Origin of the sequence: Nocardiopsis dassonvillei (assembly GCF_964273065.1) — a bacterium.
GTDB classification, from domain to species: domain Bacteria; phylum Actinomycetota; class Actinomycetes; order Streptosporangiales; family Streptosporangiaceae; genus Nocardiopsis; species Nocardiopsis dassonvillei_B.
Genome location: NZ_OZ186815.1, coordinates 371,419 through 394,953 on the forward strand (window position 1 = coordinate 371,419; position 23,535 = coordinate 394,953).

The window sequence follows — 23,535 nt, forward strand, 5'->3', positions numbered from 1 at the left end:
TCCGCCCGGCGCGGGCCTGCCGTACCGGCCCATACCCCCACCAGAACCCCGCCGCACACAGCACCTGTGCCGACACCGACCCGTTCTCCCCCCGCCGCACCGCCGTGCCCGTGAAGATGACGGTGCCACGGGGGGCGATCCGCGCCCGCCCGAGAAGTGGAAGGACGCGCGTGACCACCACGCCCACCGCGATCGACGGCAAGTTCGACCGTCTCTTCGACGCCCACGACACCGACAACGACGGCCACATCGACTGGTCCGACTACGACCGCCTGGTGAAGGCCTACCTGGACGCCGCCAAGGTGGACAGCGCCGACCGCAGGGCCCACGCCCTGAAGGCGACCTTCCAGATGTGGTGGATGGAGCTGCTGCGCCACGGCCGGGGCCAGGGCGGTCGACTCTCCCGTGAGGAGTACATCCAGGCGCTGCGGATGGTGATCATGGACATGAGCCGGTTCAACATGCTGGACGGCGTGCCGCACGCCATCTTCGACGTCCTGGACGCGGACGGCGACAACCAGATCAGCCGCGACGAGTTCCAGACCCTGCTCGGCGCCCTGAAAGTCCCGGGTCCCGAAGCCCGCGAGCGCTTCGACGTGATGGACATCGACGGCGACGGTGTCCTGTCCCGGCAGGAGGTGCTCCGCGCCTGGCGGGAGTTCTTCTACTCCCCGGACGAGCGCGGCGCCGGCGGGGTCCTCCTCGGGACGGTCTGACCCGCCGCAGGTCACGCCCCGGCCATGACGGCCTCCGTGCGACCACCTGGGGCGCACGGGGGCTTTTCCGTGTCCGAAGCGGGGCCGGGGAGAATGACCGCGGGATTCGGCGGCGGACCTTCACCTGTTCAGCGGTCGATGGTGAGCGCCTCCAGCACGCGGGTCCCGTCGGCCTCGCTCGGCAAGGTGCGGCGGCGGTCGGTGCCGAGGGTGCGGCGCAGCACGTGCGGCCCGAAGGCCTCGTCGTCGGCCGGGCCGATCCCCGCCGCGGTCCCAGGGCGCACACCACGGTGTTCGCGGTCCTCTCCGCCTACCCGCACGCCGCCCTCGCGGGGCCGACAGGCGGACATCGGCGACGTCCAGGGCGACGGTCCCGGCCGCGCGCAGGCCTGTGCAGGCGGTTCCCGGTGCGCTGCGCGAGGGGCGCCGGAACGGGATCAGCGGGGCGCGCGGGAGGCGCGGAAGGCCGAACGGTAGGCCAGGGGGCTCACCCCGACGGCCCGGTGGAAGTGGCGGCGCAGGGTGGTGGCCGTGCCCATGCCGCAGCGGGCGGCGATCTGCTCCACGGTGGCGTCGGTGCCCTCCAGCAGCTCCCTGGCCAGGCCCACGCGCTGGCGGTGCAGCCACTCCAGGGGTGCGGTCCCGGTCTCGGCGTGCATGCGCCGGGCCAGCTGGCGGGGGCTCAGTCCCGCCTGCCGGGCCAGGTCGGCCACGGTGAGCGGACGGTCCAGCCGGGCGCGGGCCCATTCCAGGGCCCGGCCCAGGCCGTCGCGGGTGCGCGGTACCGCCGGGGCAGCGATGAACTGGGCCTGCCCGCCGGGCCGGTGGGCGGGGGCCACCAGGCGGCGGGCCAGCCCGTTGGCGGCCGCGACCCCGTGGTCGGTGCGCACCAGGTGCAGGCACAGGTCCAGGGCCGCGGTCTTGCCCGCCGCGGTCAGGACCCGGCCGCCGTCGGTGTACAGGACGTCGGCGCGCACGTCCACACGCGGGTGGCGGCGGGCCAGCTCCGCGGCGTGCATCCAGTGCGTGGTGGCCGGGAGGCCGTCCAGCAGCCCCGCGGCGGCCAGCACGAACGCCCCCGTGCACAGCGAGACCACCCGCCGCCCGGCGGCGTGGGCGGCGCGCAGCGCCGCCAGGAACACCGGGTCGGGCTCCTCCAGCGGCCGGTGGGAGGCGGGCACGACCACGGTGTCCACCCCGGCCAGGTCCTCCCAGCGGCGGGCGGGCGCCCCCGGCAGCAGGGGAGCGGGAGCGCCGTCGGCGGTGTGCGCGCTCAGCCGGTACCAGTCGCCGTCGGCGGACAGGTCGGAGCGGTCCACCCCGAAGACCTCGGCGGCGATCGCCGTCTCGTAGGGCATCGTGTGCTCGTGCAGGGCGATCCCGACCGTGTGCATGTCCGAAAGTGTACGCAGGGCGTCGGATCGGACGCTGGCCGGTGCGCCCGGGGGGAGAGAAGGATGGGGGCCATGAACTCCTCGATGACGGTTCCGCCCGCGGGCGGCAAGGTGCTGGTGTACGGGTCCTACGGTCACACCGGCCGGTTCACGGTGGCCGAGCTGGTGCGGCGCGGGCTGGAGCCGGTGCTGTCCGGGCGCAGCGCGGAGCGGCTCGCCGGCCTGGCCCGGGAGTACCCGGGCCTGGAGGTGCGGCCGGCGGCGGACGCGCGGGCGCTGGCCGCGGCGGCGGAGGGGACGGCCGCGGTGGTCAACGCCGCCGGGCCGTTCCTGGACACGGCCGGACCGGTGGCGGCGGCCGCCGTGGCGGCCGGGGCCCACTACCTGGACGTCAGTGCCGAGCAGCCCGCGGCGGCGGCCGTCCACCGCGAGCACGGGCGGGCCGCCGCCGCGGCGGGGGTGGCGGTCCTGCCCGCGATGGCGTTCTACGGCGGGCTGGCCGACCTGCTGGCCACCGCCGCGGCCGACGGCGACCCGGTCCGGGAGGTCACCGTGGCCGTCGGCCTGGACGGGTGGCGGCCCACCGCGGGTACGCGCGTCACCGGTGAGCGCAACACGGCGCCCCGCCTGGTCGTGGACGGCGGGCGGCTGGTGCCGCTGGAGGGATCCGGCCGCGGCCGCCGCGACTGGGACTTCCCCGCACCGCTGGGGCGCCAGGCGGTCGTTCCGCTGCCCTTCTCCGAGATCGTGCTGATGCACCGCCACCTGGGGGCGGAGCGGATCACCTCCTATCTCAACGAGGCGCCCCTGGCCGAGCTGCGCGACCCGGCCACACCGGCGCCGGAGGCGGCCGACGGGACCGGGCGATCGGCCCAGCGGTTCGCCGTCGACGTGCGGGTGCGGGTGGACGGGGTCGAGCGGCGGGCCGCGGCCTCGGGCCGGGACATCTACGCGGTGACCGCGCCGCTGCTGGCCGAGGCGGTGGTGCGCCTGCTGGACGGGCGTTTCCGCGGGGTCGGGGCCCTGTCCCCGGGCGAGGCGTTCGACGCCGCCGGCTTCCTGGCGGCGCTGGCACCGGATCCGCTGGCCGTGGAGCTGCCCGCACGCGCCCCGGCGGACGCGGTGCGGTGAGTGCGGCGCCGTTCGGGAGCCGACCGCTCCCGAGCGGCGCGGCGCCGTCCGCCCGGCGCCACGGTTGCGGACCGGCCGGTGGCACGGGTGTGCGGGGAGGTGTCCGGCGAGAGGCGTCCGGGCTGGGAGGGAAAGGAGTGCGCAGGGGGCTCCGCGGCTTCACCGCCCGGCGCCGCCGGGGCGCTCAGCCCGTCCTGCGGAGCTCCTGCCTGACCGGTCCGTCCGGGTCGGACCGGAAGTACAGCGTGTCCTGGTCGCCTACATGGAGCTGGACCCCGGCGGTCATGCCGAGTCCGCCGTCCTCGACTCCCAGGTACACGAAACCGCTTGAGACGTCCGGGTCCTCGTACTCCCAGCTGCCGCCGAAATCGACCGGGTCCGCGCCCTCGCCCATCGTCACACCGGTGGCCGAGAACGTGCCGTCGGCCGAGAGCTCGATCTGCCCGCCGTCGTCGTTGCGGTACACGCCGGGCAGCTTCTCCGGGTCGACCGCCCCCGAGCACCCCGAGACGAGCACCGCGCAAGCGGCGAGCACGGCGAGGAGCCGTCGTCCACCCGTCCTCTTGTGCATCACGGGGCCAGCGTACCGCCCGTGGTGGGCGTCCCGCGGTCGGTGCCGTGCTCACCGGCGCCGCCGGAGAGCGCGGTCGGTGGGACGGGTGCCCGCGCGGCGGCCCGGGCAGGGGGAGCGGTGTTCCCGGTGCGGCCGTCCGTGGGACGGCCGCACCGGACCTGCGAGGGGCCAGGTCAGGAGGATGGCTCCAGCAGGGCCTTGAGGCGGCCCAGGTGTTCGCGCCAGAACTCCTTGGCCTCGGCGGCCGCCTCCTGGTCGGCCAGCCGGGACTGCTCCACCGCCACCGACACCCGGTCGGTGCCCCGGGCGGTGAGGTAGAGGACCACCCGGGTGCCGTCGTCCAGGTCGGCGGTGACCCGCCTGGGCGGGTTGTCCGAGAGCACCGTCAGCTCCGGGTCCGCCAGCCAGCGCTCGCGGACGGACTCCTCCACGAACGCCGCGAAGATCTCCTCCATCGGTGCCCGCACCGTCCTGGAGACGCCGGCCGAGTACCCGTCCTTGCGCTGGCCGGGGGCGCGCATGCCGCGCTCCTGCTCGTAGGCGACCGTCAGGGACTGGGCCCACCAGCCCGGGACCTCCAGGTCCTGCACCAGGTGGGCGGCGATCTCCTTGTGGGTGCGCTCGGTGGCGCCCCAGGCGTCCAGCCGGGCGAACCACTCGTCGTAGCCGTGCCCGGTGCGCTCGCGGACCGCCTCGGAGGACACCCGGGCGCGCATGGCGGCGGTGGGCCGGGCCGCGGGCCCGGGGGTGCGGTCCGGCTCGGGCGTCCCGGCCGGGTCGGGAGCGGGAGCGGGTGCGGCGGGGAGCAGGTGGGAGCGGGCCGCGGTGTAGCTCTCCCCGGTCTTGGCCATCCGGGTGCGCACCTGCTGCTTGAAGGACTTGTGCCTGGTCATGGCGGCTCCTCGGCGACGGCGACCCGACCCACGCTCGCCCGCCCCGCCGGTGGGGCGCATCAGACCGGCGTCCCGAGGACTCGAAGGTCCCCTTTGCCCCCTCTCAGCCGGCGGCGTGGGCACCGGAACCGGGGGTTGGGCGCGGGACCGCGCCGACCTCCAGGGTACTCCGCCCCCACCGGTTTCTCCAGGCCGGACCGGTCCTGTGCACGACCCCCGCACCCGGTGCCCGGTCAGGGGCGGCGGGCGCGGAACAGGGCGTGTCCGACCTCCCCTCGGGCACGAACTCCTCGTCCTGCACCACCAGCCCCGCCGCCGTGATCCACTCCCGGTAGTGGGCGGCGTCCCCGTGGCTCCACCGCATAGGGACGCCGCCGCCCAGCCAGTCCGGGTCCGTCCCGGTCCAGGCACGGTGCCCGGTGGTGACCAACAGCAGCCCGCCCGGGCGCAGCCACCGGCCGATCCGGCCCAGCAGCGCGGGCTGCTCGGCCAGCGGCAGGTGGATGAGCGCGTACAGGCACACCACCGCGTCCAGGGCGTGCTCGGGCAGGTCCAGGGCGGCGGCGCCGGCCCGGACGAACTCGGCGGCGGGCACCAGGGCGCGCGCCCGCTCGATCTGCACCCCGCTGATGTCCACCCCGCGCACCCGGTGCCCGGCCGCGGCCAGGTCGCGGGCCACCGGTACCCCGGTGCCGCAGCCCAGGCCCAGCACCTCGGCGGTCTCCGGCAGCCGGTCCAGCAGGTCGGCGATCCACGGCCCGTACTTGGTGTCGGTACCGAAGGCCTCGTCGTAGCGGTGGGACAGGGCGTCGTAGCCGCGCCGCACGGTCTCCCTGGGGTCGGTGTCCATGCCGGGGACGCCAGCCGCACGGCCGGGGCGGAGCGAGGGGTTCTCCGCACCCGGGTCCCGGGGGCGGACCGGGGACGGCTCAGGGGCATCCCCGATGGATTCCAGGCCGCCCGTGCTAGATTCTGGCCATGCGGTCAAAAAATGAGCCGAGCGGTCAGAAAAGGTCCTTCATCGAGGAGGCCCGGCGGAAGCAGATCATCGCGGCGGCGATCGAGGCCATCGCCGGGGCCGGATTCCCCAAGGCCTCCCTGGCCCGTATCGCGGCCACGGCGGGCGTCAGCAAGGGCGTCATCTCCTACCACTTCGCCGGAAAGGACGAGCTGATGGACCAGGTGGTCATCACGGTGTACACCGACATCGCCGAATCACTCCTGCCCCGGCTCACCGGGCAGGAGAACACCCTCGACGCCGTGCGCGCCCACGTCATGGGCGTGGCCGAGTACGGGCTGGCCCATCCGGACCGGCTGCGGGCGGTCACCGAGATCTTCATCCACGCCCGCGACGCCGACGGGGTCCCCCGCTACGGCGCCGTGGCCGCCGAGCCCCTGTACGAGTCCCTGGAGGGGCTGTACAGGCAGGGGCAGGAGGCCGGGGAGATGCGCCCCTTCGACGTCCGGGTCATGGCGGTCACCCAGCAGGCGGCCATCGACGCGATGTTCGGCTACTGGATCTCCCGGCCCGGGACCGACCTGCTCGCCCACGCCCGCGAGCTCGCAGACCTGTTGGTACGCGCGGTGCGGCCCGACTGAGCCGCACCCCCATCCCCTTGGACGAGGACACCATGTCACAGCACGCCCCACCCGACACGGCCGCCGGACCCGGCGGCGGGTCCCGCACCCGCCTGCACTACATCGACAACCTGCGGGTGGCGCTGACCGTCCTGGTCGTGCTCCACCACGCGGCCCTGACCTACAGCAACATCCCCGTGTGGTTCTACCTGGAACCGGTGGGGGACGCCTCCGCCGGGCTGCTGGACCTGTTCATCGTCCTCAACCAGACCTACTTCATGGGCCTGTTCTTCCTCCTGTCGGGCTACTTCACGCCGGGTTCGGCGGACCGCCGGGGCGGGCGCGGGTTCGTACGCGAGCGCCTGGTCCGCCTGGGGGTGCCGTTCCTGTTGTTCGTGCTGCTGGCGCGGCCGCTGCTGATGGTCCCGGCCTACCGGGGCGCGGTCGCCGAGGGCCTGGTGGGCGACCTGCCGTACTGGCTGTTCGTGCTCGTCTCCTACGACCCGGGGCCCATGTGGTTCGTGGAGGTGCTGCTGGTCTTCTGCCTGGCCTACGCGCTCGTCCGGCGGCTGCGCCGGGACCGCGCCCAGGCCCCGGCGCCCCGCCCGGCCGACGACGCGCCGCTGCGGTGGCTGTGGCCGGTGGTGGGGTTCACCCTGGCCCTGGCCGCGGTGTCGTTCCTGTGGCGGTGGGTCAACCCGGCCCCCTACTGGCCGGTCCTGGGCCTGCCCAGCCCCGACTACCTGCCGCAGTACGTCTCCCTGTTCGCGGTCGGCGTCCTCGCCTTCCGGCGCAACCTGTTCACCCGCCTGCCCGGCGCGGCCGGGTGGTACGGGGCGGGCACGGCGCTGGCGGCACTGGTCGTCTTCGCCCTGGCCCAGGGGGCCCTGGGCGGGCCGGAGATCACCGCGGGCACCCCGCAGGCGCTGGTCCTGCTGGTACTGGAGACCTTCCTGTCGGTCGGGACGATGCTGGCGCTGCTGGTGTTCTTCCGCCGGTTCGTCACCGGCGGCGGGCCCCTCGCCCGGTTCCTGTCCGCCAACGCGTTCGCCGTCTACGTCCTGCACCCGCTGGTGCTGGTCGCCGGCGGGGTGCTGCTGGCCGGGTGGGAGGCGCCCGCGGCGGTGAAGTTCCTGGCCCTGTCCGCGCTGGCGGTGCCCGGCTGCTGGGCGCTGGCCGCGGCGGTCCGGGCGGTCCCGGGTGCCGGGAAGGTCCTGTGACCTGATCCGGCGGGGCCGCCCCGTGCGGGGCGGCCCCGCTTTTTCCGGATGTCCGCGGGGAGGCGGGGAGGCTAGGGTGCGGGGGTCGACCATCCCTGGGAAAGGACCCGTGTGGCCAGTCAGAAGGAACGCATGCTCGCCGGTGAGCTCTACCGGTCCGACGACCCCGAGCTCCAGGCCGAGCTGATCCGCGCCGAGAAGCTCGCGCACCGCTACAACACCATGGAGCCGGACGACCCCGAGCGCCGCGAGGTGCTGTCCGAACTCCTCGGCGACCTGGGCGAGGACACCTGGATCCGGTCGCCGCTGCGGGTCGACTTCGGTTACCACATCACCATCGGCCCCCGCTCGTTCGTCAACTGCGGTGCGGTGATGCTGGACGTGGCGCCGATCCGGATCGGCGCGGACGTGCAGATCGGCCCCAACGTCCAGCTGCTCACGCCCACGCACCCGATCGAGCCGGGCCCGCGCCGCGACAAGTGGGAGGCGGCCGAGCCCATCACCATCGGCGACAACGTGTGGCTGGGCGGCGGCGCCATCGTCTGCCCGGGGGTGAGCATCGGCGAGAACACGGTGGTGGGCGCGGGCGCGGTGGTCACCCGCGACCTGCCCGCGAACGTGGTCGCGGTGGGCAACCCGGCCCGGGTGATCCGCGAGATCGACCCCGACTCCTGACCCCGCCCGACCCCTTCGCCGGGGGCCGCCCCGCCGCGGGGCGGCCCCCGGCGTCAGTTCTGCAGGCGCTCCATGTTCTCCTCGCCCCAGGTGCCCAGCGCGTTGGGCGCCGGGATGGGGGAGCGCCCGGAGGCGACCGTCAGGGGGCTCGGGCTCGCGGGCTCGGCACCGGCGAGGGCCTTCGCCCGCTCCGGCCGACCGACGACGGCGTGGAACCGCAGCCCCGGCAGGACCGTGCCCCTGGTGGCGGAGGGGGCTCCGAGCGCCGGGCCGGTCGGGGCCGCGGTCGCAGCGGGTCCGCTGGTCATGGCGTGCCTGTGCAGCTACGACGCCACATTCGAGGCGCTGTCCCCGGCCGCCTCCGAACCGCGGGGTGCGCCTCGGCCGCCCCGGGCCCGGCCCGGTCCGGCTGCCCCGTACGGGACGGCGGTCGGAGTGCCGCTGCCGCCGGCCCTGCTCGGGCGCTTCGGGGGTGCGGCCCCGGCACAGGACCGTCCCCCGGTGTGGCGCCACCGGGGGACGGGGTCGGCGGGGCCCTCAGTGGGCGGCGGGGGAGGTCTCCCCGGTCGCGAACTGGGTGCGGTACAGCTCCGCGTAGCGCCCGCCCAGGGCCAGCAGCGCGGCGTGGTCACCGCGTTCGACGATGCGCCCCTCCTCCACGACCAGGATGGTGTCGGCGGCGCGGACCGTGGCCAGCCGGTGGGCGATGACCAGGGCGGTGCGCCCCTCCAGTGCCTCGGCCAGGGCCGCCTGGACGGCGGCCTCGGAGGTGGAGTCCAGCGCGGAGGTGGCCTCGTCGAGGATGACGACCTCGGGGTCGCCCAGCAGGAGCCGGGCGATGGTCAGGCGCTGGCGCTCGCCTCCGGAGAACCGGTAGCCGCGTTCGCCGACGACGGTGTCCAGACCGTCGGGCAGGGACGCCACCAGCTCCTCCAGGCGGGCGCGGCGCAGGGCGTCCCAGATCTCCTCGTCGGTGGCGTCGGGGCGGTTCAGGGTCAGGTTGGCGCGGATGGACTCGTGGAACAGGTGCCCGTCCTGGGTGACCATGCCCAGCGCCGAGCGGATCGAGGAGAAGGAGAGCTCGCGCACGTCGCGCCCGCCCAGGCGGACGGTCCCGGAGTCGGCGTCGTACAGGCGCGGGGCGAGCTGGGCGATGGTGGACTTGCCCGCGCCGGAGGAGCCGACCAGGGCGACGGTGGTGCCGGGCTCGACGGTGAAGGACACATCGTGCAGGACCTGGCGCCCCTCGGCGGGCTCCAGGGTGGCGACCTCCTCCAGGGAGGCCAGGGACACCTTGTCGGCGGCGGGGTAGGCGAAGGAGACCCGGTCGAACTCCAGGGACAGCGGGCCGGGCGGCAGTTCGGCGGCGTCGGGGGCCTCGTGCACCAGGGGTCGCAGGTCCAGGATCTCGAAGACGCGGCTGAAGGCCACCAGGGCGCTCATGACCTCCACGCGGGCCCCGGCCAGGGCGGTGAGCGGTGCGTACAGGCGGGTCAGGAGCATGCCCAGGGCCACGACGGTGCCGGCGTCCAGGTTCCCGGCCAGCGCGTGGAATCCGCCCAGCCCGTAGACCAGGGCCAGTGCCAGGGCCGAGACCAGGGTCAGGGCGGTGAAGAACACCTCCTGGACCATGGCGGTGCGCACGCCGATGTCGCGGACGCGTCCGGCGCGGCGGGCGAACTCGGCGGACTCGCGGTCGGGGGAGCCGAAGAGCTTGACCAGGGTGGCGCCGGGGGCGGAGAAGCGCTCGGTCATCTGGGTGCTCATGGCGGAGTTGTGCTGGGTGCGCTCGCGTTCGATGCGGGCCAGGCGGGCGCCCATGCGGCGGGCGGGGTAGACGAACACGGGCAGCAGCACCAGGGCGGCCAGGGTGATCCACCAGGACAGGGTGAGCATCACGGCCAGGGCGAGGACGAGGGTGACCAGGTTGCTGACCACTCCGGACAGGACGCTGCTGAAGGCCCGCTGGGCGCCGATGACGTCGTTGTTGAGGCGGCTGACCAGGGCTCCGGTGCGGGTGCGGGTGAAGAACGCGACCGGCATGCGCTGGACGTGGTCGTAGACGGTGGTGCGCAGGTCCAGGATGAGGCCCTCGCCGAGCCCGGCCGACAGGCGCCGCACGATGAGGCCCAGGCCGGCCTCCAGCAGGGCGACGGCGGCGATGAGCCCGGCCAGGAGCAGGACGGTGTCGGGCGTCCCGCCCTTGACGATGGTGTCCACGACCCGGCCGGCCAGCAGCGGTGCGGCGACCGCCAGCACCGACACGGCCACGCTCAGGGCGAGGAACCAGGTCAGGACGCGGGTGTGGGGCCGGGCGAAGGCGGCGATGCGGCGTAGGACCGGTAGGGAGAAGGGGCGTTGGTCCTCACGGGCGTGCATGGCGTGGTAGATCGAGTTCCACGCGGCCATCTCCATGCTCATGTCGGGGTCACCGGTTCCGTTCTGGGTGGGGCGGACACACCGGGAACGCTATGACCTAAACTAATGTTGAGGTCAACCCGGGCGGCAGGACTCGGCCGGCGAAGGCCCCGAACCCCTCCAGGGCGCCGGTGAGCCACAGGCCCTGGCCTAGCACGAGGAGGCCGGCGATCCAGGGCGGCGCCCCGCACCCGTTCGCCTCCACCCCGGCCCGCCGCTTCTCCAGGCGGGGGCGCACCCGCTCTCCCGGCAGCCGGTGCCCCAGGTGGAGCAGGGCGCCGGGCGCGACCATGGCGGCGTCGTAGGCGGCGAGCGCCGGAAGCCAGGCGGCCGGGCACCGGGAGAAGGAGGGTGCCGACGAGGCCTGAGGGTTCCCCTTTTGCGCCTCCTGTGACCAAGGTCCGGATTTCGGGTGCCTGGTGCGGGCCGTTAGGGTGTGCGCAGCGACACCATCACGGGGGAGGCACGGGTGAGCACGGACAGCACGGAGAAGACCACCGGCCCGGAGTTGACCTACCGCCGAGCCGGGCGGGCCGACGTGCCCGCCCTGGTCGAGCTGGTCAACTCCTGCTACCGCGGCGACTCCTCCCGCGGGGGGTGGACCACCGAGGCCGACCTGCTGGAAGGCCAGCGCGTGGACGCCCAGGGGATGGCCGCGCTGCTGGAGCGCACCAACACCCTGGTCCTGATCGCCGAGGCCGGGGGCGACCTGGTGGCCTGCTGCGAACTCCAGCGCGGCGTCAACGGCGCCTACTTCGGGATGTTCTCGGTGCGCCCCGACATCCAGGGGGGCGGCCTGGGGCGGCGCGTCCTGGCCGAGGCCGAGCGCACCGCCTCCCGTGAGTGGGGCTGCCGCCTCATGCGCATGAAGGTCCTCAAGCAGCGCCCGGAGCTGATCGCCTGGTACGAGCGGCGCGGGTACACCAACACCGGCCGCACCGAGCCCTTCCCCTACGGCGACGAGGCATTCGGGCTTCCGCGCCGCGACGACCTGGCCTTCGTGGAGCTGACCCGGGAACTGCCCGCCTGAGCGGGTTCACCGGGCGTCGGGCCCGGCCTCCAGGTTGGCCGACATCCGCTCCAGGACGTCCACGGCGGTCCGGTACTCCTCGGCGCTGATACCGCGCGAGAGGCGCTCGCGGGCGCTGCCCACCTTGGCGAACAGGTCCTCGTGCGCCCGGCGGCCCGCGGCGGTCAGGTCCAGGGCGACCAGGCCCTCGAGCCAGCCGCGCCGGCGCAGCTCCTCCACGGCGGGGGCCACGCTCACCTCGGTCTCGTCCAGGAAGGCGGCGAGCCTGCGGTCCAGGTCGGCCAGGGTGCCGGGCTCCCCGTGCAGGGAGTGGAGCACCTGCCAGTGGCGGCGGGTCAGGGCCTCCGAGGCCAGGGTCCGGTCGAAGTCGTTCTCGATGAGCCGGTCCAGGTGCTTGAGCCAGTAGCCGATGGGCAGGTCGGACATGTTCTCCCCCTGGAGACGAACTCGTACTATCGACACCGCTGAAGATACATCTTTATCTTCCGGGTGTCTCTCCCCGCGGTGAGTGTCCTACCCGCCCGCTAACGTGCCCGGCATGTCCGACACCCCCGCCCCCCTGCGCGTCATCCGAGGCGACGCCACCAGCCCCCGGGCCGCCGGGCCCAAGATCATCGCCCACGTGTGCAACGACCGCGGCGGCTGGGGCAGGGGGTTCGTCCTGGCCCTGTCCCGGCGCTGGCCCGAACCCGAGCGCGACTACCGCGCCTGGCACCGCGACCGGGCCCGCAACGATTTCGGCCTGGGCGCGGTGCGCCTGGTCGAGGTCGCGCCCGATATCCGGGTGGCGAACATGGTCGGCCAGAACGGCACCAGGCGCGGCAGCGGCGGCCCGCCGGTGCGCTACGAGGCGATCGCCACCGCCCTGCGCACGGTGGCCGACCACGCCCTGGAGCTGGGCGCTACCGTGCACATGCCGCGCATCGGCTGCGGTCTGGCGGGCGGGAGGTGGGAGCGCGTGGAGCCGCTGGTCCGCGAGGCACTGTGCGCCCGTGGTGTGGCCGTCACCGTCTACGACGCCGACTAGGGGGCCTGCGGGACGCCGGGCCCCGCGAGCGGGAGATCCCGGGTTCCCCGCGTCCCCGCCGGGCCGCCCCGCTACGACGCCGGACCGGCCGCCTGGGACTCCAGCCACTCCTCGAAGGTCGTGGGTGCGATGCGCGCCCCCTCACCGGGCAGCAGCACCTCACCGGCCATGGCCGTGCCGAAGATCCCGGACCAGGTCGGCACCAGGCGCACCCGCCGCCCTTGGGCCTTCAGGGTGCGCCGGGCCATGTCGACCAGGTCCTGGGTCTCGGGACCCGCGATGTCGGCGTGGCGCCCCGCCGGCGCGCCCACCGCGACCTCGGCGAGGATCTCGGCGACGTCCCCGGGCGCGATCGGCTGCACCAGCAGCGGGGCGATGGCGGCCTCCCCGTCCTGTTCGGTCCACCCGGCCACCATCGCGGCGAAGTCGTGGAACTGGGTGGCGGGCACGATCGTCCAGGGCACCGGGCCGCTCTCCACCAGGCGCTCCTGCTCGCGCTTGCCCGCGTAGTGGGCGTTGCCCTCGACCCGGTGGATGCCCACGATCGAGAGCAGGACGTGGTGGCGCACACCGGCGCGCGCCTCGGCGGCGAGCAGGGTGCGGGTCAGTGCCGCGAAGCGCTCCACCGAGCCCTCGCGGTCGGCGGCCGCGATGTTGGTGGCGTCCACGACCGCCTCGACCCCGTGCAGGGCCTCGGCGAGCCCTTCGCCGGTGGCCAGGTCCACGCCCTGGGAGCGGCTGATCCCGACGACCTCGTGGCCCCGGCGGCGCAGGGCGGCGAGGGTGCGGGATCCGATGTTGCCGGTGGCCCCGGCGACGGCGACGCGCATGGTGCTTCCTTCTTCCGGTCGTTGTGGTGGTCGACGGAACGAACCTATCGTGGACTAAAAAGATCCACAATGTCTCCAGTAGAATGGCCCGATGAAGCTTCCCGCGAGCACCGAGTGGGTCCTGCACTGCGCCACCGCCCTGGCCCAGCTCGAACCCGGGGACACCGCGTCCACCGCACAGCTGTCCCTGTACTTCGACCTGCCCGCGCCGTACCTGGCCAAGCAGCTCAAGGCACTGGTCAAGGCCGGGGTGCTGAGCGCGACGCCGGGGCCGCGGGGCGGCTTCCGGCTGGCGCGCCCGGCCGGGGAGATCGACCTGCTCCAGATCGTCGAGGCCGTGGACGGCGCGTCCTCGCCCTACCTGTGCGCGGAGATCCGGCAGCGGGGGGCGGGGGCGCTTCCTCCCGAGGAGTGCCGGGACAGGTGCGTGCTGGCGCGGAAGATGGACGAGGCCCACCAGGCCTGGCGCCGGAGCCTGGCGGGGAGCACGCTCGCCGACATCCTGGCCGCCCTGCCCCCCGGCGCCCCCGCCCGCACCCGCTCCCGCCTGGCCGCCGCGCGCTGACGCGGGCGGGCGGGCGGCCGCCGGGAGGCGTCGCGGGACGCCCGGCCCACGGGACGCCCGGCCCAGCGGCACATGATCTCGGAGCCGGAGTCGCAGGCGGTCCGAAGGCCCGCCGCCCCGGCGGGCGGGTGCCTCGTGCTCCTTCTGCCGCCGCCGCGGCCCGGCCCTACCTCAGGTGCCGGGCGAGGAACCGGGCGGCCTCCTCGCCCGCGGACCGCGGGACGCCGGTGTGCCCGCCCATGTCGGCGTTCAGGGTCTTCTCCCCGGAGCCGAGGGCGTCGAACAGGTCCAGCGCCAGCCGTCGGTCGTTGTGCTCGTCGTCCCACTGCAGGAGTACGTGCAGCGGAACGGTGATCCGGCGGGCGTCGTCGAACATGGAACGGGGAACGAAGGTCCCGGCGAAGAGAACGGCGGCCGCGATACGCGGATCGACCGCCGCCAGCCGGATACCGAGGGAGATGATCCCGCCCGAGTACCCGACCGGGCCGCCGGGGTGGCCGAGCAGGACCAGCGGTGCAGGTGCGGAGGCCGAAGCGGATCGGGGCGTCCACAGGACGCCGGGGATGCCGTCGAGGGTGAACGCGCGCTCCAGGAGATCGTCGTCGAGGCGCTGTTCGGAGGTGAAGTGCATGGTCGTGTCCTTCGGGAGTGCTCGTGGACGGCGCTCCCGGACGACCTACCGCCCGACCGTGACCCCGCAGGAGAGCACCCGTGTCGATACTGCGTTCACGGGTACCACCTCCTCGGTCTCTCGCACGGCCTCCGAAAGGGTAGCCGGGGCCGGCGCCCCCGGCCGACCGGTTTTCCGCTCGCCGCGGCGGGGGCGTGCGGCGCGTGTCGGCATGGGAACGACGGGGCAGGGGCGTCGGCCCCCGGCACCGCCGGGCCGTGGGGCCCCGGAGCCCGACACCGCGGGAGGATCTCAGCCGTATCGCTCGACGAGCGCGCCGCCGATCGAGGCCAGGCGGTCCCGCACACCCGCGGGGCCGGTCACCTCGAGCCATTCGACCAGCCCGGCGAGCTCGCCGGCGAGCACGTACTCGTCGGAGCCGCGGATCACGACCTCGATGCGGCCGTCGGCCGCGGAGCCGCCCACGTCGAGCCGACCGCCGAACGCCATCCGGAGCACGTCCATCCCGCGGGGCACGCACACCGCCTGGACCTCGAGGGGCGTTCGCCTGCGGTCGACCTCGTCGGCGATCTCGCGCCAGCTCTCGGCGAGGTCGAAGTCCGCGGGACGGTGCACGGGATCTGAGGTCGGCTCGGCGGAGGACACGCGGTCGATCCGGAAGGTCCGCCGGCCGGCCTCGGTGTCGGAGACGAGGTACCACGACGGGCCTTTGGCGACGATGCCCAGCGGGTGGACGGTCCTCCCGGTCTCGGCGCCATCGCGGTCGACGTAGCCGAGCCGCACCTGGACTCCGCGGATCACCGCGTCCTGGAGTTCGCCGAGGAAGCGGGGCGGCCGGTGCCCGACCCGACTCGTCCCCCATCGTTCCGGGTCCGTGACCAACGACGACGCCGCCGCCTCGGCCTGCACCCGGAAGGGCTCCGGCAGGGCCTGGACGAGCTTGCGCAGGGCCGCCTTCACGGTCGGCGTCGTGGCCGAGGCCGGGCCGGCGACCAGGAACAGGGCGCGGGCCTCACCCGCGGTCAACCCGGACAGGTCGGTGCTGGCGCCGCCCACGAGGCGCCAGCCGCCGCCCCGGCCCTGCGTGGAGTACACGGGGACCCCGGCCATGGCCAGGGCGTCCAGGTCGCGGCGGGCGGTGCGCTCGGAGACCTCCAGCTCCCGGGCGACCTCCGCCGCCGTCACCTGCCCGCGCCGTTGCAGCAGGAGGAGGACGGCCACCAGCCGGTCGGTTCGCATGCCGACAACATTTTCATATGAAACCGGTCATGGGGTGACCGGTTTCGGTCGACAGGATGGAGACACGACCTGGCCGAGGGTCCCACCACCCGGGACCGTATCGGCCCCCGGTCTCCCAGGGGCGTGCGAAAGCCGTCCGCGGGCGCCTTCGCCGCCTGAGAACCCCGAGAAGATGAAGAGGGAACGCAATGTTCGATCCAAAGGACTTTCCCGAGCCCACCCTCATTCCGGTGAACGGTGTGGAACTCGAGGTGTTCGAAGCGGGCCGGGAGAACGCGGGGAAACCCATCGTGCTCTGCCACGGCTGGCCGGAGCATGCCTTCTCCTGGCGCCACCAGGTGCCCGCCCTCGCCGCAGCGGGCCACCACGTCATCGTCCCGAACCAGCGGGGCTACGGCGCCTCGTCCCGTCCGGCCGAGGTGACGGACTATGACATCGAGCACCTGACGGGCGACCTCGTCGCACTCCTCGACCACTACGGATACGAGGACGCCACCTTCGTCGGCCATGACTGGGGCGCGATGGTCGTCTGGGGGATGGCCCTGCTGCATCCGAAGCGCGTGGACAAGGTGGTCAACCTGAGCCTGCCCTACCTCGAGCGCGGAGAGAGGCCCTGGGTCGAGGTGATGGAGGAAACGCTCGGCGAGGACTTCTACTTCGTCCACTTCAACCGACGGCCGGGCGTCGCCGACGCCGTGTTCTCAGAGAACACGTCCCGGTTCCTCCGCAACCTGTACCGGAAGAACCAGCCCCCCGAAGAGCCTCGGCCGGGTATGGCGCTGATCGACCTCGCCAGAGCGGGGACACCGCTCGGTGAGCCCGTGATGAGCGAGGGCGAACTCGCCGTTTTCGTCTCCGCCTTCGAATCGACAGGATTCACGGGCAGCGTGAACTGGTACAGGAACGTCGACCGCAACTGGCATTTGCTGGCGGACGCGGACCCGGTCATCCGGCAGCCCACGCTCATGATCCACGGCACCCGGGATTCGATCCCCAAGTCCGAGAACCCGGCGGAGTTCGTGCCCGACGTGGAGGTGATCGAACTGGATTGCGGCCATTGGATCCAGCAGGAGAAGCCGGAGGAGACCAACCGGGCGATCCTGGCGTGGCTGGAACGCCAGGAGGCCGTCTGACCCCGGACTTCCACCGGAGGAGTGCGAAGCCGGCGACCGTCATCGGGACATGATCCGCTGTGGCCCGGCCGGGCCGCAGCGGCAGGGGAGAAGGGGGCAGGCGGGCACGGGGGGCGCCTGCCGGAGGAGGAGACCCCTGGTGCGCGGATCCAAGGCGGGCCCAGGTAGGTGGCGCCCCGCAGGTCGGCGTCGGCCGGGGCGGACGGCTGCGGCGCAGCCGGTACGGGTGAGGGCGGTGCAGCGCCTGCCACGCCCTGGACTATGCTCGGGCCGCCCCGGCCGCCCCCACCTGTCGGGGGCGGCCGCCGTGCCCTTCGAGGAGATCCGCATGCGGCATGCGTCCCCGCCCCGCCGGCCTCGGCGCCTGACCGCCGGTGGGGGAAAAGGGCATCGCCCCCCACCCTGGCGGGTCCGCGGACGTGGAAGACCATGCCCGCCCCGGCGGGCTCCTCCCGTACCGTCTGCATCGGACGGGGAGGGCGGATGGGACGACCTGCGGTGGGAGCCGAGCCGCGGCGGTGTGCCGGGTGCGGGGGATACGAGCACGGAGGAGCACCCGCGTGTGGCGTGTGCCGCGCCTCGGTGGACGGTGCGGTCGAGGAGGGGCGGGAGGAATTCGTCCGGGGCTTCGGCGGGGGCCGCCGCCGTGACCCGGGCGACGGTTCGGCGGTGGGGCCGGGCCGCCCTGTTCGCGGCCCCCGCGTTCGTGGCCGTGCCGCACGAGTACCTCTCCGGTGACCGGATCGCCCGCTACGGCCGCTGCCCCGACGAACCGTCGGTGGCCGACCTGGAACAGTACTTTCGACTGACCCCTGAGGCCCTCACCCCGGCCCGCACCATCCACCCACTGGAACAGATCGCCGGCACCGGCTGACCTGGTGACCGAGCATGACCACTGCCTGTGCGCACGACGAAGGGCCTCTGGCGACGGCGGATGGACCGGCGGCCGAACGCCGCGTCCGCTGAGGGTCGTTCTCCGAAGGCCCCGTTCCGGCCACTGGACGCTCACGCGCCCGGCGGCGCCGTCGCCGTCCCACGGTTCATGACGCTCCCCTTCTTCGGGCGAGCCGCCGAAGTTGCCCCGCGTGGATGTCGCTCACCCATTCCCAGCCGGGCTCGGGCGAGTCGACCCGCGGGTCGTCGGGAACACCGCCCTCACGCAGGGCGTGTACGTACGCGCGGTCCTGTTCGATCCGTGCGTGCACCTGATCGGCTCCGCAGACGGACCCGTGACCGGGGATGACGACATCGACGCCGCCCGCCACGCCCTCGAGCAGTCGCAGCCCGACGAGGTAGCCCTCGACCGGGTCATCGGTACCGTTGAAGTCGTCGAGCATCGGAACGAAGACATCGGACAGCATGTCGCCGGCGACGAGCACCCCGCGTTCCTCGACCAACAGCGCCGCATGGCCCGGGGCGTGCGCCGGATGCTCGATGATCCGGACTCCAGGGCCGTCCCAGGGGATCCGCACGGTTCCGGCGGGCAGACCGGTGATGAGGCCGTACAGGTCCAGCGGTGTCTCCTCGGCGATCTCCGGCGGTAGCCCCTCGGCGACGCGGGCCTTCCAGTCCGCGTCCGACCGCACGTCTCGCATGCCGGCCGCGCAGCGGGCCGTGCCGTAACGGGGCACTTCGCCGAGGTCGGCGTGCCAGAGCACGTGATCCCAGTCAGGATGCGTCGAGAAGCCTGCCACGACGGGCCGGCCCATCTCGGACAGGTCGTTCGCAAGGCAGGTCAGTTCGCCGCCGGTGAGCCCGGGGTCGATGAGCAACACGCCGGTCCGGCCTTGCACGACAACGGCGTTGTTCCGGAGCAACTCGCTCCGGTGGATCAGCACACCCTCCGCGACCTGTGTCAGCACGGCGGTCCTGCCTTTCTTCGCGGATTGGTCGAGCCGTTCGTGGACGGCTCGGTGAGGTCGGTGGTCGTGTGGTCGCCGCCGGCGTGCATCCGCCGGAGCCCGACCTGCTGCTCGGGGCCGAGCATCCGGTCAGGACGGCGGTTCGCCTTCGCCGAACCTCCCGCACCGGTCATCGCGCGCGCCCGGCTTCCACGACACGACCGCTGCCCGCATCGCCGCGAGCGCGGCGGTGAAGCCGGTGCCGACGAGTCGGCGGAGTCGGTGGGGACGGCCGGTCCGGCCGGCGGCCGCGGTCCCGGTTTCCTTCGTGCTGTTCATGCCGTTCCTCCGTCGTTGGGTCATGGGTGTACGGGGTGGCGTGACCGGAATGCGAGGCCCCCGGCTCCCGGGCGCAGTGATGACGCCCACCCTCGCCGTGCGGCGGCCCGGGTTCCGCAGCGCGCGGACGCCGGTGCCGCGGAGCCAGAACCCGGCACCGCGTTCGAGGACCGGGCCCGGCTCGCCATCGCGCAGCTCCAGCTGCACTCGGCCGCCGGTGACGAGGCAGAACGCGTCGTGCCACTCCGCCGCGACCACGGCGATACGCGCGCCGCCGCGCAGCGCGAGCGTCCGCACCGGGACTACTCCGTGCCGTCGGCCGGCAGGTGCTCCGGCAGCCCGAGCCGCGGGAACCGGTCGTCGTGGAACGTGACGATCCCGGTGATCGCCCCGCCGGTGACGCGCAGGACGTCGATCGTCAGCGGCAGGTACGCGCCCTCCTGCTGCCAGAGGTAGAAGGCGAGGGCGGGCTGCCGGTTCACGGTGGTCTGGACGGCGCGCAGGCCCTTCATGCCCTCGAAGCCGCTCTCGACCATGTAGTCCACCACCGTGTCGCGGCCGACGTACAGCCCCGGCGTGGGAGGCATCGAGAAACGGACGTCCTCGCGCAGCATCGAGGCGAGCGCCTTGACGTCCGTGGCCACGCTCGCCTCGGTGTAGCGGCGCACCAGCTCACGCGTCCCGGCGTCCTCCTCGCCGCCGGTCCAGTCCTGCCGCTCGGCGGGCAGGTGCTCCCGCATGCCGGCGCGGGCCCGCTGCAGCGCGCTGTTCACGGAGTTGACGGAGTCCCCCAGGATCTGCGCGACGTCCTTCGCCGGCCAGCCGAGCACATCCCGCAGGATCAGCACGGCCCGCGGGCGCGGCGCGAGGTGCTGGACTGCGACCAGGTAGGCCAGCTCGATGGTCTCCCGCGCGACGGCGACGGCCTCCGGTTCGTCGGCGTCGTCCGCGGGCAACTCGTCGAGCAGCCGGTCCGGGTAGGGTTGCAGCCACGGCACCTCACCGCCGGTCGCAGGCTCCGGACGGCGCTCGGCGAGCAGGTCCAGGCAGACGTTGGTGGCGATCCTGTACAACCAGGCCCGGAACGTCGACCGCCCCTCGAAGGTCTCCCGCCGCCGCCAGGCACGCATGAACGTCTCCTGCACGGTGTCCTCGGCGTCCTCGAACGACCCGAGCATCCGGTAGCAGTGCACGTGCAGCTCCCGCCGGTGCCGCTCCGCAAGTCCCGAGAACGCCGGCTCGTCGACCTCGCCCGGACCGCTCACGCCCATCTCCTCCAGCCGTGTGTCCGCACCCATCACGTCATCCTTCCGTCTCATCGTGTCCCCACGTGGTTATGACGGGTACGGGCGCGAAAACTCATCACCGGGGCCGGTCGCCATGCCTGGGTACGGCCTCGGTACCGGTGGGCTCCCCTGATCGGCTGTCGCCGGCTCCCCGGGGCGCCCACCCTGCCGGTGGCCTTCCGCGATCGGCGACCGCATCGACGCGACCCTCGAAGACCCCGCCGCCCCGGGCACGGCGGCGACCGTGCCGAACACCCTGGCCGGGACCGATCCCACGGTGGCCGCCGACCGCCGCAGCGTCGCCCCGCCGGGCGGCCGCTTGCGGCTCTCCGATGTCGTGCGCGAGCCCGACCGTGCCGGTCTCGTCCCACCGCCGGGCCTGCCGTTCACAACGCTGTCGAAGGCGTTCGTCCCGACCGGCGGAATGCCGGGCTGGTCGCGCTTCCTGGCCGACCGGAACCCGGTGAGCGCGCTCACCGCCGCCTCACGGGAGCCGTCCGGCGACCCGGGCGCACCGCCCGGAGACGTGGCCTGGCCACTCGAACATCCGGTGCCCGCCGTCCTGGTCCGGTCGGCCGCGCCGCCGGTCATCTCCGTCCCGCTGTCGCTGCGCGCCTACACGCGCAAGGGGCGCCGAACGCTCCGGGCGTCCGCCTCGCAGGCCGCGCGCCGCTCACCACCGGAGCGGCGCGCGGTGGAGACGAGCCGCCCCACCGGCCGCCGGGTTCCCGCAGGCCGGTCCTCCGCCGGTCCGGTCGTTACCCGTGCGCGGTTCTCCGGCGTAGGCGGGTCCCCCCTTCGGCTCGGCCCCGAAGGGCGGTCTCACCTCCGCCCAGAAGACCGTCTCACCGGTCTGCCGCCCCTTTCCGGCTCACCTTGTCCACCCCAGGGACGGGGAACCCCGGCACATGCGGGCCCCGCGCCGGTCCTCGGCGATGACGGCGGGCGGGGGACGGACGGTCGCGGCGCCTCGCGGGCCCGCGAAGGCCCTCCGGGGCCGTCCCAGGGACGGGAAGCCGGATTCAGACCCGGCACAGGACGGTGCCGCGGGGGACGACGTACACCGCGTCGGGGTCCCGGCTCCAGGCCGCCCAGCCGGCGGAGATGCGCTCCAGGTCGGCGCGGGTGGCGTAGCCCTCGTCCACGGCCTGGCGGGCCAGGTCCGACTCCAGGATGCGGCGCGACCACATGCCTCCCCACCAGGAGCGGCGCTCGGGGGAGGAGTGGTCCCACACCTCGGCGGCGTAGGTGATCCCCTCCTCCTCGAACCCGGCGGCGCGCGCCCAGGCGCGCAGGCGCCGTCCCGCGTCGGGTTCCCCGCCGTTGCCGCGGGCCACCCGCTGGTACAGGTCCATCCACTCGTCCAGCTCCGGCGGGCGCGGGTACCAGTACATGCCCGAGTAGTCGCTGTCGCAGGCCGCCACCACCCCGCCCGGGGCGGTCACCCGGCGCATCTCGGCCAGGGCCCGCACCGGGTCGGCCACGTGCTGCAGCACCTGGTGGGCGTGCACGACGTCGAACGAGTCATCGGGCAGGTCCAGGTCGTGGACGTCGCCGACCCGGAACTCGACGTTGTCCGCACCCTCCTTCTCGGCGGTGGCGCGGGCCAGTTCCACCGCCTCGGCGGAGGAGTCCAGCGCCACCACCCGCCCCGGGGCCACGCGCGCGGCCAGGTCGACGGTGATGGTGCCCGGCCCGCAGCCGATGTCCAGCAGGGATCGGCCCGGCGTCATCTCCGCCAGCGCGTACCCCGCCGAGTTGGCGGCGTTGCGCCAGCGGTAGGAGTCGGTGACCGAGGGGTGCTGGCCGTGGGTGTAGCGCGTCATCGTCGCCCTTTCCGTCGGGGACCGCCGTGTTCGCGGTAGCCCGACACTACACCCCGCGTCTCTAAAGATGAGATTTGAATATCAATATATGAGACGTCAGTCCCTGGTGGACATCTCCACCAGCTCCAACAGGGCCGCGGTGCCGGCCGCGTCCCCCAGGATCACCAGACGCAGACTGCCCGCCCCCGGATCGTGCACCGCCTGGACGTGCACCGGCGCCCCGCCCCGCCCCGGGTTCGCGGCCGCGGCGGTGACCAGCGTGGTCACCCGGTCGGCCCGCTGCCGGTCCACCCCCTCCAGGCGCACCACCGACGACACCTCCACGGCGACCGGCCCGGACGGCTCCCGCCCCGCCACCGGCCCGCCGCCGAACGCCTCCAGGTCCTCACGGCGGATCCGGTACTGCTTGCCGATGCGCGTCGCCGCCAGCCGCCCCTCGCGGATGTAGCCGCGCACGGTCTTCACGTGCAGCCCCAACAGCTCCGCCACCTGGTCCACCGAGTAGTACCGCTGCTCCACGAAACGCCCCTTCGACACCGGATATCCCCTGATCCTAGGGCGCCACAGCGGAGGATGAGGGAACCCGGGGAGCCGGAGAAGGGCCGGAGAAACCCTCGGGGAACGCGATGAGTTCCCGGCCCCGGCCGGGTCGGTACGGGTGACGGAGCAGCACACCCCGAAGGGACCACGACGATGGCCGTGAACAACAAGATCATCCCCTGCCTGTGGTTCGACACCCAGGCCGAGGAGGCCGCGAACTTCTACGTGGACGTGTTCGACGACGCCCGCATCCTCAAGGTCACCCACTACGGCCCCGGCATGCCCCGCCCCGAGGGCTCGGTCCTGACCGTCGACTTCGAGATCCAGGGCCAGCGGATCACCGCCCTCAACGGCGGACCGGAGTTCACCTTCACCGAGGCGTTCTCCCTCCAGGTCCTGTGCGAGGACCAGGCCGAGTCCGACCGCTACTGGTACGCCCTCATCGAGGGCGGCGGGCAGGAGAGCCAGTGCGGATGGCTCAAGGACCGCTACGGGTTCTCCTGGCAGGTCTTCCCGCGCGAACTCGACGAGCTGACCACCGATCCCGACCCCGCCCGCGCCGAGCGGGCCGTCAAGGCCATGCTCTCCATGCAGCGCATCGACATCGACGAGGTGCGCCGCGCCGCCGACGCGGGCTGACCGTCCCGGC

Annotated in this window: 27 protein-coding genes; 11 read left to right on the forward strand and 16 right to left on the reverse strand. The window is 73.9% G+C overall.

Annotation, left to right across the window (positions count from 1 at the left end):
- Window positions 1-170: 170 nt before the first annotated feature.
- Window positions 171-716 carry an EF-hand domain-containing protein gene (locus ACSUPR_RS01810; protein ID WP_436888947.1) on the forward strand — a complete coding sequence of 182 codons (546 nt, stop codon included), beginning with the start codon at window positions 171-173 and terminating at the stop codon, window positions 714-716.
- Between the two features lie 128 nt (window positions 717-844).
- Here ACSUPR_RS01810 and ACSUPR_RS01815 read toward each other — a convergent pair whose 3' ends face one another.
- Both ACSUPR_RS01815 and ACSUPR_RS01820 read right to left on the reverse strand, forming a co-directional pair.
- Window positions 845-1,000: a hypothetical protein gene (locus ACSUPR_RS01815; protein WP_436888948.1), complete on the reverse strand. Its 156-nt coding sequence runs from the start codon at window positions 998-1,000 to the stop codon at window positions 845-847.
- Window positions 1,001-1,153: 153 nt separating this feature from the next.
- Complete coding sequence (locus ACSUPR_RS01820; RefSeq protein ID WP_436888950.1) at window positions 1,154-2,110, reverse strand: GlxA family transcriptional regulator; 957 nt, start codon at window positions 2,108-2,110, stop codon at window positions 1,154-1,156.
- Window positions 2,111-2,182: 72 nt separating this feature from the next.
- Between ACSUPR_RS01820 and ACSUPR_RS01825 the strand changes: the two genes are divergently transcribed.
- Window positions 2,183-3,241 (forward strand): saccharopine dehydrogenase NADP-binding domain-containing protein, encoded by a 1,059-nt coding sequence (locus ACSUPR_RS01825; RefSeq protein ID WP_436888951.1) that lies wholly within the window; start codon window positions 2,183-2,185, stop codon window positions 3,239-3,241.
- 184 nt (window positions 3,242-3,425) lie between these two features.
- Here ACSUPR_RS01825 and ACSUPR_RS01830 read toward each other — a convergent pair whose 3' ends face one another.
- From ACSUPR_RS01830 to ACSUPR_RS01840, 3 genes are all read right to left on the reverse strand, one after another.
- Window positions 3,426-3,812 (reverse strand): hypothetical protein, encoded by a 387-nt coding sequence (locus ACSUPR_RS01830; protein ID WP_436888953.1) that lies wholly within the window; start codon window positions 3,810-3,812, stop codon window positions 3,426-3,428.
- Window positions 3,813-3,988: 176 nt separating this feature from the next.
- The gene (locus tag ACSUPR_RS01835) at window positions 3,989-4,708 is read right to left on the reverse strand and encodes a hypothetical protein (protein ID WP_436888955.1); all 720 of its coding nucleotides are present in this window, start codon (window positions 4,706-4,708) and stop codon (window positions 3,989-3,991) included.
- A 103-nt stretch (window positions 4,709-4,811) separates the two neighbouring features.
- Window positions 4,812-5,558: a class I SAM-dependent methyltransferase gene (locus tag ACSUPR_RS01840; RefSeq protein ID WP_436888957.1), complete on the reverse strand. Its 747-nt coding sequence runs from the start codon at window positions 5,556-5,558 to the stop codon at window positions 4,812-4,814.
- A 128-nt stretch (window positions 5,559-5,686) separates the two neighbouring features.
- Here ACSUPR_RS01840 and ACSUPR_RS01845 point away from each other — a divergent pair, with 128 nt between their 5' ends.
- The 3 genes from ACSUPR_RS01845 (at window position 5,687) to ACSUPR_RS01855 (ending at window position 8,181) form a co-directional block, all read left to right on the forward strand.
- Complete coding sequence (locus ACSUPR_RS01845) at window positions 5,687-6,307, forward strand: TetR/AcrR family transcriptional regulator (protein ID WP_436888959.1); 621 nt, start codon at window positions 5,687-5,689, stop codon at window positions 6,305-6,307.
- Between the two features lie 32 nt (window positions 6,308-6,339).
- Window positions 6,340-7,506 carry an acyltransferase family protein gene (locus tag ACSUPR_RS01850; protein WP_436888961.1) on the forward strand — a complete coding sequence of 389 codons (1,167 nt, stop codon included), beginning with the start codon at window positions 6,340-6,342 and terminating at the stop codon, window positions 7,504-7,506.
- 132 nt (window positions 7,507-7,638) lie between these two features.
- Window positions 7,639-8,181 (forward strand): sugar O-acetyltransferase, encoded by a 543-nt coding sequence (locus ACSUPR_RS01855; protein WP_436892201.1) that lies wholly within the window; start codon window positions 7,639-7,641, stop codon window positions 8,179-8,181.
- 53 nt (window positions 8,182-8,234) lie between these two features.
- On the opposite strand, the gene ACSUPR_RS01860 is transcribed toward ACSUPR_RS01855, so the two are convergent.
- Together ACSUPR_RS01860 and ACSUPR_RS01865 are read right to left on the reverse strand one after the other, a co-directional pair.
- A complete protein-coding gene (locus ACSUPR_RS01860) occupies window positions 8,235-8,489 on the reverse strand; it encodes a hypothetical protein (RefSeq protein WP_436888963.1) in 255 nt (84 codons plus the stop codon).
- 229 nt (window positions 8,490-8,718) lie between these two features.
- Window positions 8,719-10,602: an ABC transporter ATP-binding protein gene (locus ACSUPR_RS01865; protein ID WP_436888965.1), complete on the reverse strand. Its 1,884-nt coding sequence runs from the start codon at window positions 10,600-10,602 to the stop codon at window positions 8,719-8,721.
- A gap of 466 nt (window positions 10,603-11,068) precedes the next feature.
- Between ACSUPR_RS01865 and ACSUPR_RS01870 the strand changes: the two genes are divergently transcribed.
- Window positions 11,069-11,629, forward strand: coding sequence for a GNAT family N-acetyltransferase (locus ACSUPR_RS01870; protein WP_436888967.1), 561 nt, complete (start codon window positions 11,069-11,071; stop codon window positions 11,627-11,629).
- Window positions 11,630-11,635: 6 nt separating this feature from the next.
- On the opposite strand, the gene ACSUPR_RS01875 is transcribed toward ACSUPR_RS01870, so the two are convergent.
- Window positions 11,636-12,055, reverse strand: coding sequence for a MarR family winged helix-turn-helix transcriptional regulator (locus tag ACSUPR_RS01875; protein WP_436888969.1), 420 nt, complete (start codon window positions 12,053-12,055; stop codon window positions 11,636-11,638).
- A 112-nt stretch (window positions 12,056-12,167) separates the two neighbouring features.
- Between ACSUPR_RS01875 and ACSUPR_RS01880 the strand changes: the two genes are divergently transcribed.
- Window positions 12,168-12,656, forward strand: a complete 489-nt coding sequence (locus tag ACSUPR_RS01880; RefSeq protein ID WP_436888971.1) for a macro domain-containing protein — start codon at window positions 12,168-12,170, stop codon at window positions 12,654-12,656.
- 71 nt (window positions 12,657-12,727) lie between these two features.
- Here the strand turns inward: ACSUPR_RS01880 and ACSUPR_RS01885 are convergent, their stop codons facing one another.
- Window positions 12,728-13,486 (reverse strand): SDR family oxidoreductase, encoded by a 759-nt coding sequence (locus ACSUPR_RS01885; RefSeq protein ID WP_436888973.1) that lies wholly within the window; start codon window positions 13,484-13,486, stop codon window positions 12,728-12,730.
- Between the two features lie 91 nt (window positions 13,487-13,577).
- Here ACSUPR_RS01885 and ACSUPR_RS01890 point away from each other — a divergent pair, with 91 nt between their 5' ends.
- The gene (locus ACSUPR_RS01890) at window positions 13,578-14,051 is read left to right on the forward strand and encodes an RrF2 family transcriptional regulator (protein WP_436888975.1); all 474 of its coding nucleotides are present in this window, start codon (window positions 13,578-13,580) and stop codon (window positions 14,049-14,051) included.
- A gap of 166 nt (window positions 14,052-14,217) precedes the next feature.
- On the opposite strand, the gene ACSUPR_RS01895 is transcribed toward ACSUPR_RS01890, so the two are convergent.
- Both ACSUPR_RS01895 and ACSUPR_RS01900 read right to left on the reverse strand, forming a co-directional pair.
- Window positions 14,218-14,682 carry a hypothetical protein gene (locus ACSUPR_RS01895; protein WP_436888977.1) on the reverse strand — a complete coding sequence of 155 codons (465 nt, stop codon included), beginning with the start codon at window positions 14,680-14,682 and terminating at the stop codon, window positions 14,218-14,220.
- 291 nt (window positions 14,683-14,973) lie between these two features.
- Window positions 14,974-15,921: a helix-turn-helix transcriptional regulator gene (locus tag ACSUPR_RS01900; RefSeq protein WP_436888979.1), complete on the reverse strand. Its 948-nt coding sequence runs from the start codon at window positions 15,919-15,921 to the stop codon at window positions 14,974-14,976.
- Window positions 15,922-16,109: 188 nt separating this feature from the next.
- Here ACSUPR_RS01900 and ACSUPR_RS01905 point away from each other — a divergent pair, with 188 nt between their 5' ends.
- Together ACSUPR_RS01905 and ACSUPR_RS01910 are read left to right on the forward strand one after the other, a co-directional pair.
- On the forward strand, window positions 16,110-17,054 hold the full coding sequence (locus ACSUPR_RS01905) for an alpha/beta fold hydrolase (protein WP_436888981.1): 945 nt from the start codon (window positions 16,110-16,112) through the stop codon (window positions 17,052-17,054).
- Window positions 17,055-17,700: 646 nt separating this feature from the next.
- Window positions 17,701-17,928 (forward strand): hypothetical protein, encoded by a 228-nt coding sequence (locus ACSUPR_RS01910; RefSeq protein ID WP_436888982.1) that lies wholly within the window; start codon window positions 17,701-17,703, stop codon window positions 17,926-17,928.
- Between the two features lie 166 nt (window positions 17,929-18,094).
- Here the strand turns inward: ACSUPR_RS01910 and ACSUPR_RS01915 are convergent, their stop codons facing one another.
- The 5 genes from ACSUPR_RS01915 to ACSUPR_RS01935 form a co-directional block, all read right to left on the reverse strand.
- Window positions 18,095-18,916 (reverse strand): MBL fold metallo-hydrolase, encoded by an 822-nt coding sequence (locus tag ACSUPR_RS01915; RefSeq protein ID WP_436888984.1) that lies wholly within the window; start codon window positions 18,914-18,916, stop codon window positions 18,095-18,097.
- A 129-nt stretch (window positions 18,917-19,045) separates the two neighbouring features.
- The gene (locus tag ACSUPR_RS01920) at window positions 19,046-19,531 is read right to left on the reverse strand and encodes a hypothetical protein (protein WP_436888986.1); all 486 of its coding nucleotides are present in this window, start codon (window positions 19,529-19,531) and stop codon (window positions 19,046-19,048) included.
- Between the two features lie 5 nt (window positions 19,532-19,536).
- Complete coding sequence (locus ACSUPR_RS01925) at window positions 19,537-20,532, reverse strand: RNA polymerase subunit sigma-70 (RefSeq protein WP_436888988.1); 996 nt, start codon at window positions 20,530-20,532, stop codon at window positions 19,537-19,539.
- A 1,010-nt stretch (window positions 20,533-21,542) separates the two neighbouring features.
- A complete protein-coding gene (locus tag ACSUPR_RS01930) occupies window positions 21,543-22,346 on the reverse strand; it encodes a class I SAM-dependent methyltransferase (protein ID WP_436888989.1) in 804 nt (267 codons plus the stop codon).
- 96 nt (window positions 22,347-22,442) lie between these two features.
- Window positions 22,443-22,883 (reverse strand): helix-turn-helix domain-containing protein, encoded by a 441-nt coding sequence (locus tag ACSUPR_RS01935; RefSeq protein ID WP_436888991.1) that lies wholly within the window; start codon window positions 22,881-22,883, stop codon window positions 22,443-22,445.
- A 156-nt stretch (window positions 22,884-23,039) separates the two neighbouring features.
- Between ACSUPR_RS01935 and ACSUPR_RS01940 the strand changes: the two genes are divergently transcribed.
- The gene (locus tag ACSUPR_RS01940; protein WP_436888993.1) at window positions 23,040-23,525 is read left to right on the forward strand and encodes a VOC family protein; all 486 of its coding nucleotides are present in this window, start codon (window positions 23,040-23,042) and stop codon (window positions 23,523-23,525) included.
- Window positions 23,526-23,535 lie beyond the last annotated feature (10 nt).

Bases quoted from the DNA above. Each gene is read 5' to 3' on its own strand.
- ACSUPR_RS01840 (WP_436888957.1), bottom strand. From the start codon at position 5,558: ATGGACACCGACCCCAGGGAGACCGTGCGGCGCGGCTACGACGCCCTG.
- ACSUPR_RS01820 (WP_436888950.1), bottom strand. From the start codon at position 2,110: ATGCACACGGTCGGGATCGCCCTGCACGAGCACACGATGCCCTACGAG.
- ACSUPR_RS01905 (WP_436888981.1), top strand. From the start codon at position 16,110: ATGTTCGATCCAAAGGACTTTCCCGAGCCCACCCTCATTCCGGTGAAC.
- ACSUPR_RS01930 (WP_436888989.1), bottom strand. From the start codon at position 22,346: ATGACGCGCTACACCCACGGCCAGCACCCCTCGGTCACCGACTCCTAC.
- ACSUPR_RS01865 (WP_436888965.1), bottom strand. From the start codon at position 10,602: ATGAGCATGGAGATGGCCGCGTGGAACTCGATCTACCACGCCATGCAC.
- ACSUPR_RS01895 (WP_436888977.1), bottom strand. From the start codon at position 14,682: ATGCACTTCACCTCCGAACAGCGCCTCGACGACGATCTCCTGGAGCGC.
- ACSUPR_RS01855 (WP_436892201.1), top strand. From the start codon at position 7,639: ATGCTCGCCGGTGAGCTCTACCGGTCCGACGACCCCGAGCTCCAGGCC.
- ACSUPR_RS01835 (WP_436888955.1), bottom strand. From the start codon at position 4,708: ATGACCAGGCACAAGTCCTTCAAGCAGCAGGTGCGCACCCGGATGGCC.
- ACSUPR_RS01940 (WP_436888993.1), top strand. From the start codon at position 23,040: ATGGCCGTGAACAACAAGATCATCCCCTGCCTGTGGTTCGACACCCAG.
- ACSUPR_RS01890 (WP_436888975.1), top strand. From the start codon at position 13,578: ATGAAGCTTCCCGCGAGCACCGAGTGGGTCCTGCACTGCGCCACCGCC.
- ACSUPR_RS01875 (WP_436888969.1), bottom strand. From the start codon at position 12,055: ATGTCCGACCTGCCCATCGGCTACTGGCTCAAGCACCTGGACCGGCTC.
- ACSUPR_RS01925 (WP_436888988.1), bottom strand. From the start codon at position 20,532: ATGGGTGCGGACACACGGCTGGAGGAGATGGGCGTGAGCGGTCCGGGC.
- ACSUPR_RS01900 (WP_436888979.1), bottom strand. From the start codon at position 15,921: ATGCGAACCGACCGGCTGGTGGCCGTCCTCCTCCTGCTGCAACGGCGC.
- ACSUPR_RS01825 (WP_436888951.1), top strand. From the start codon at position 2,183: ATGAACTCCTCGATGACGGTTCCGCCCGCGGGCGGCAAGGTGCTGGTG.
- ACSUPR_RS01880 (WP_436888971.1), top strand. From the start codon at position 12,168: ATGTCCGACACCCCCGCCCCCCTGCGCGTCATCCGAGGCGACGCCACC.
- ACSUPR_RS01845 (WP_436888959.1), top strand. From the start codon at position 5,687: ATGCGGTCAAAAAATGAGCCGAGCGGTCAGAAAAGGTCCTTCATCGAG.
- ACSUPR_RS01860 (WP_436888963.1), bottom strand. From the start codon at position 8,489: ATGACCAGCGGACCCGCTGCGACCGCGGCCCCGACCGGCCCGGCGCTC.
- ACSUPR_RS01850 (WP_436888961.1), top strand. From the start codon at position 6,340: ATGTCACAGCACGCCCCACCCGACACGGCCGCCGGACCCGGCGGCGGG.
- ACSUPR_RS01885 (WP_436888973.1), bottom strand. From the start codon at position 13,486: ATGCGCGTCGCCGTCGCCGGGGCCACCGGCAACATCGGATCCCGCACC.
- ACSUPR_RS01830 (WP_436888953.1), bottom strand. From the start codon at position 3,812: ATGCACAAGAGGACGGGTGGACGACGGCTCCTCGCCGTGCTCGCCGCT.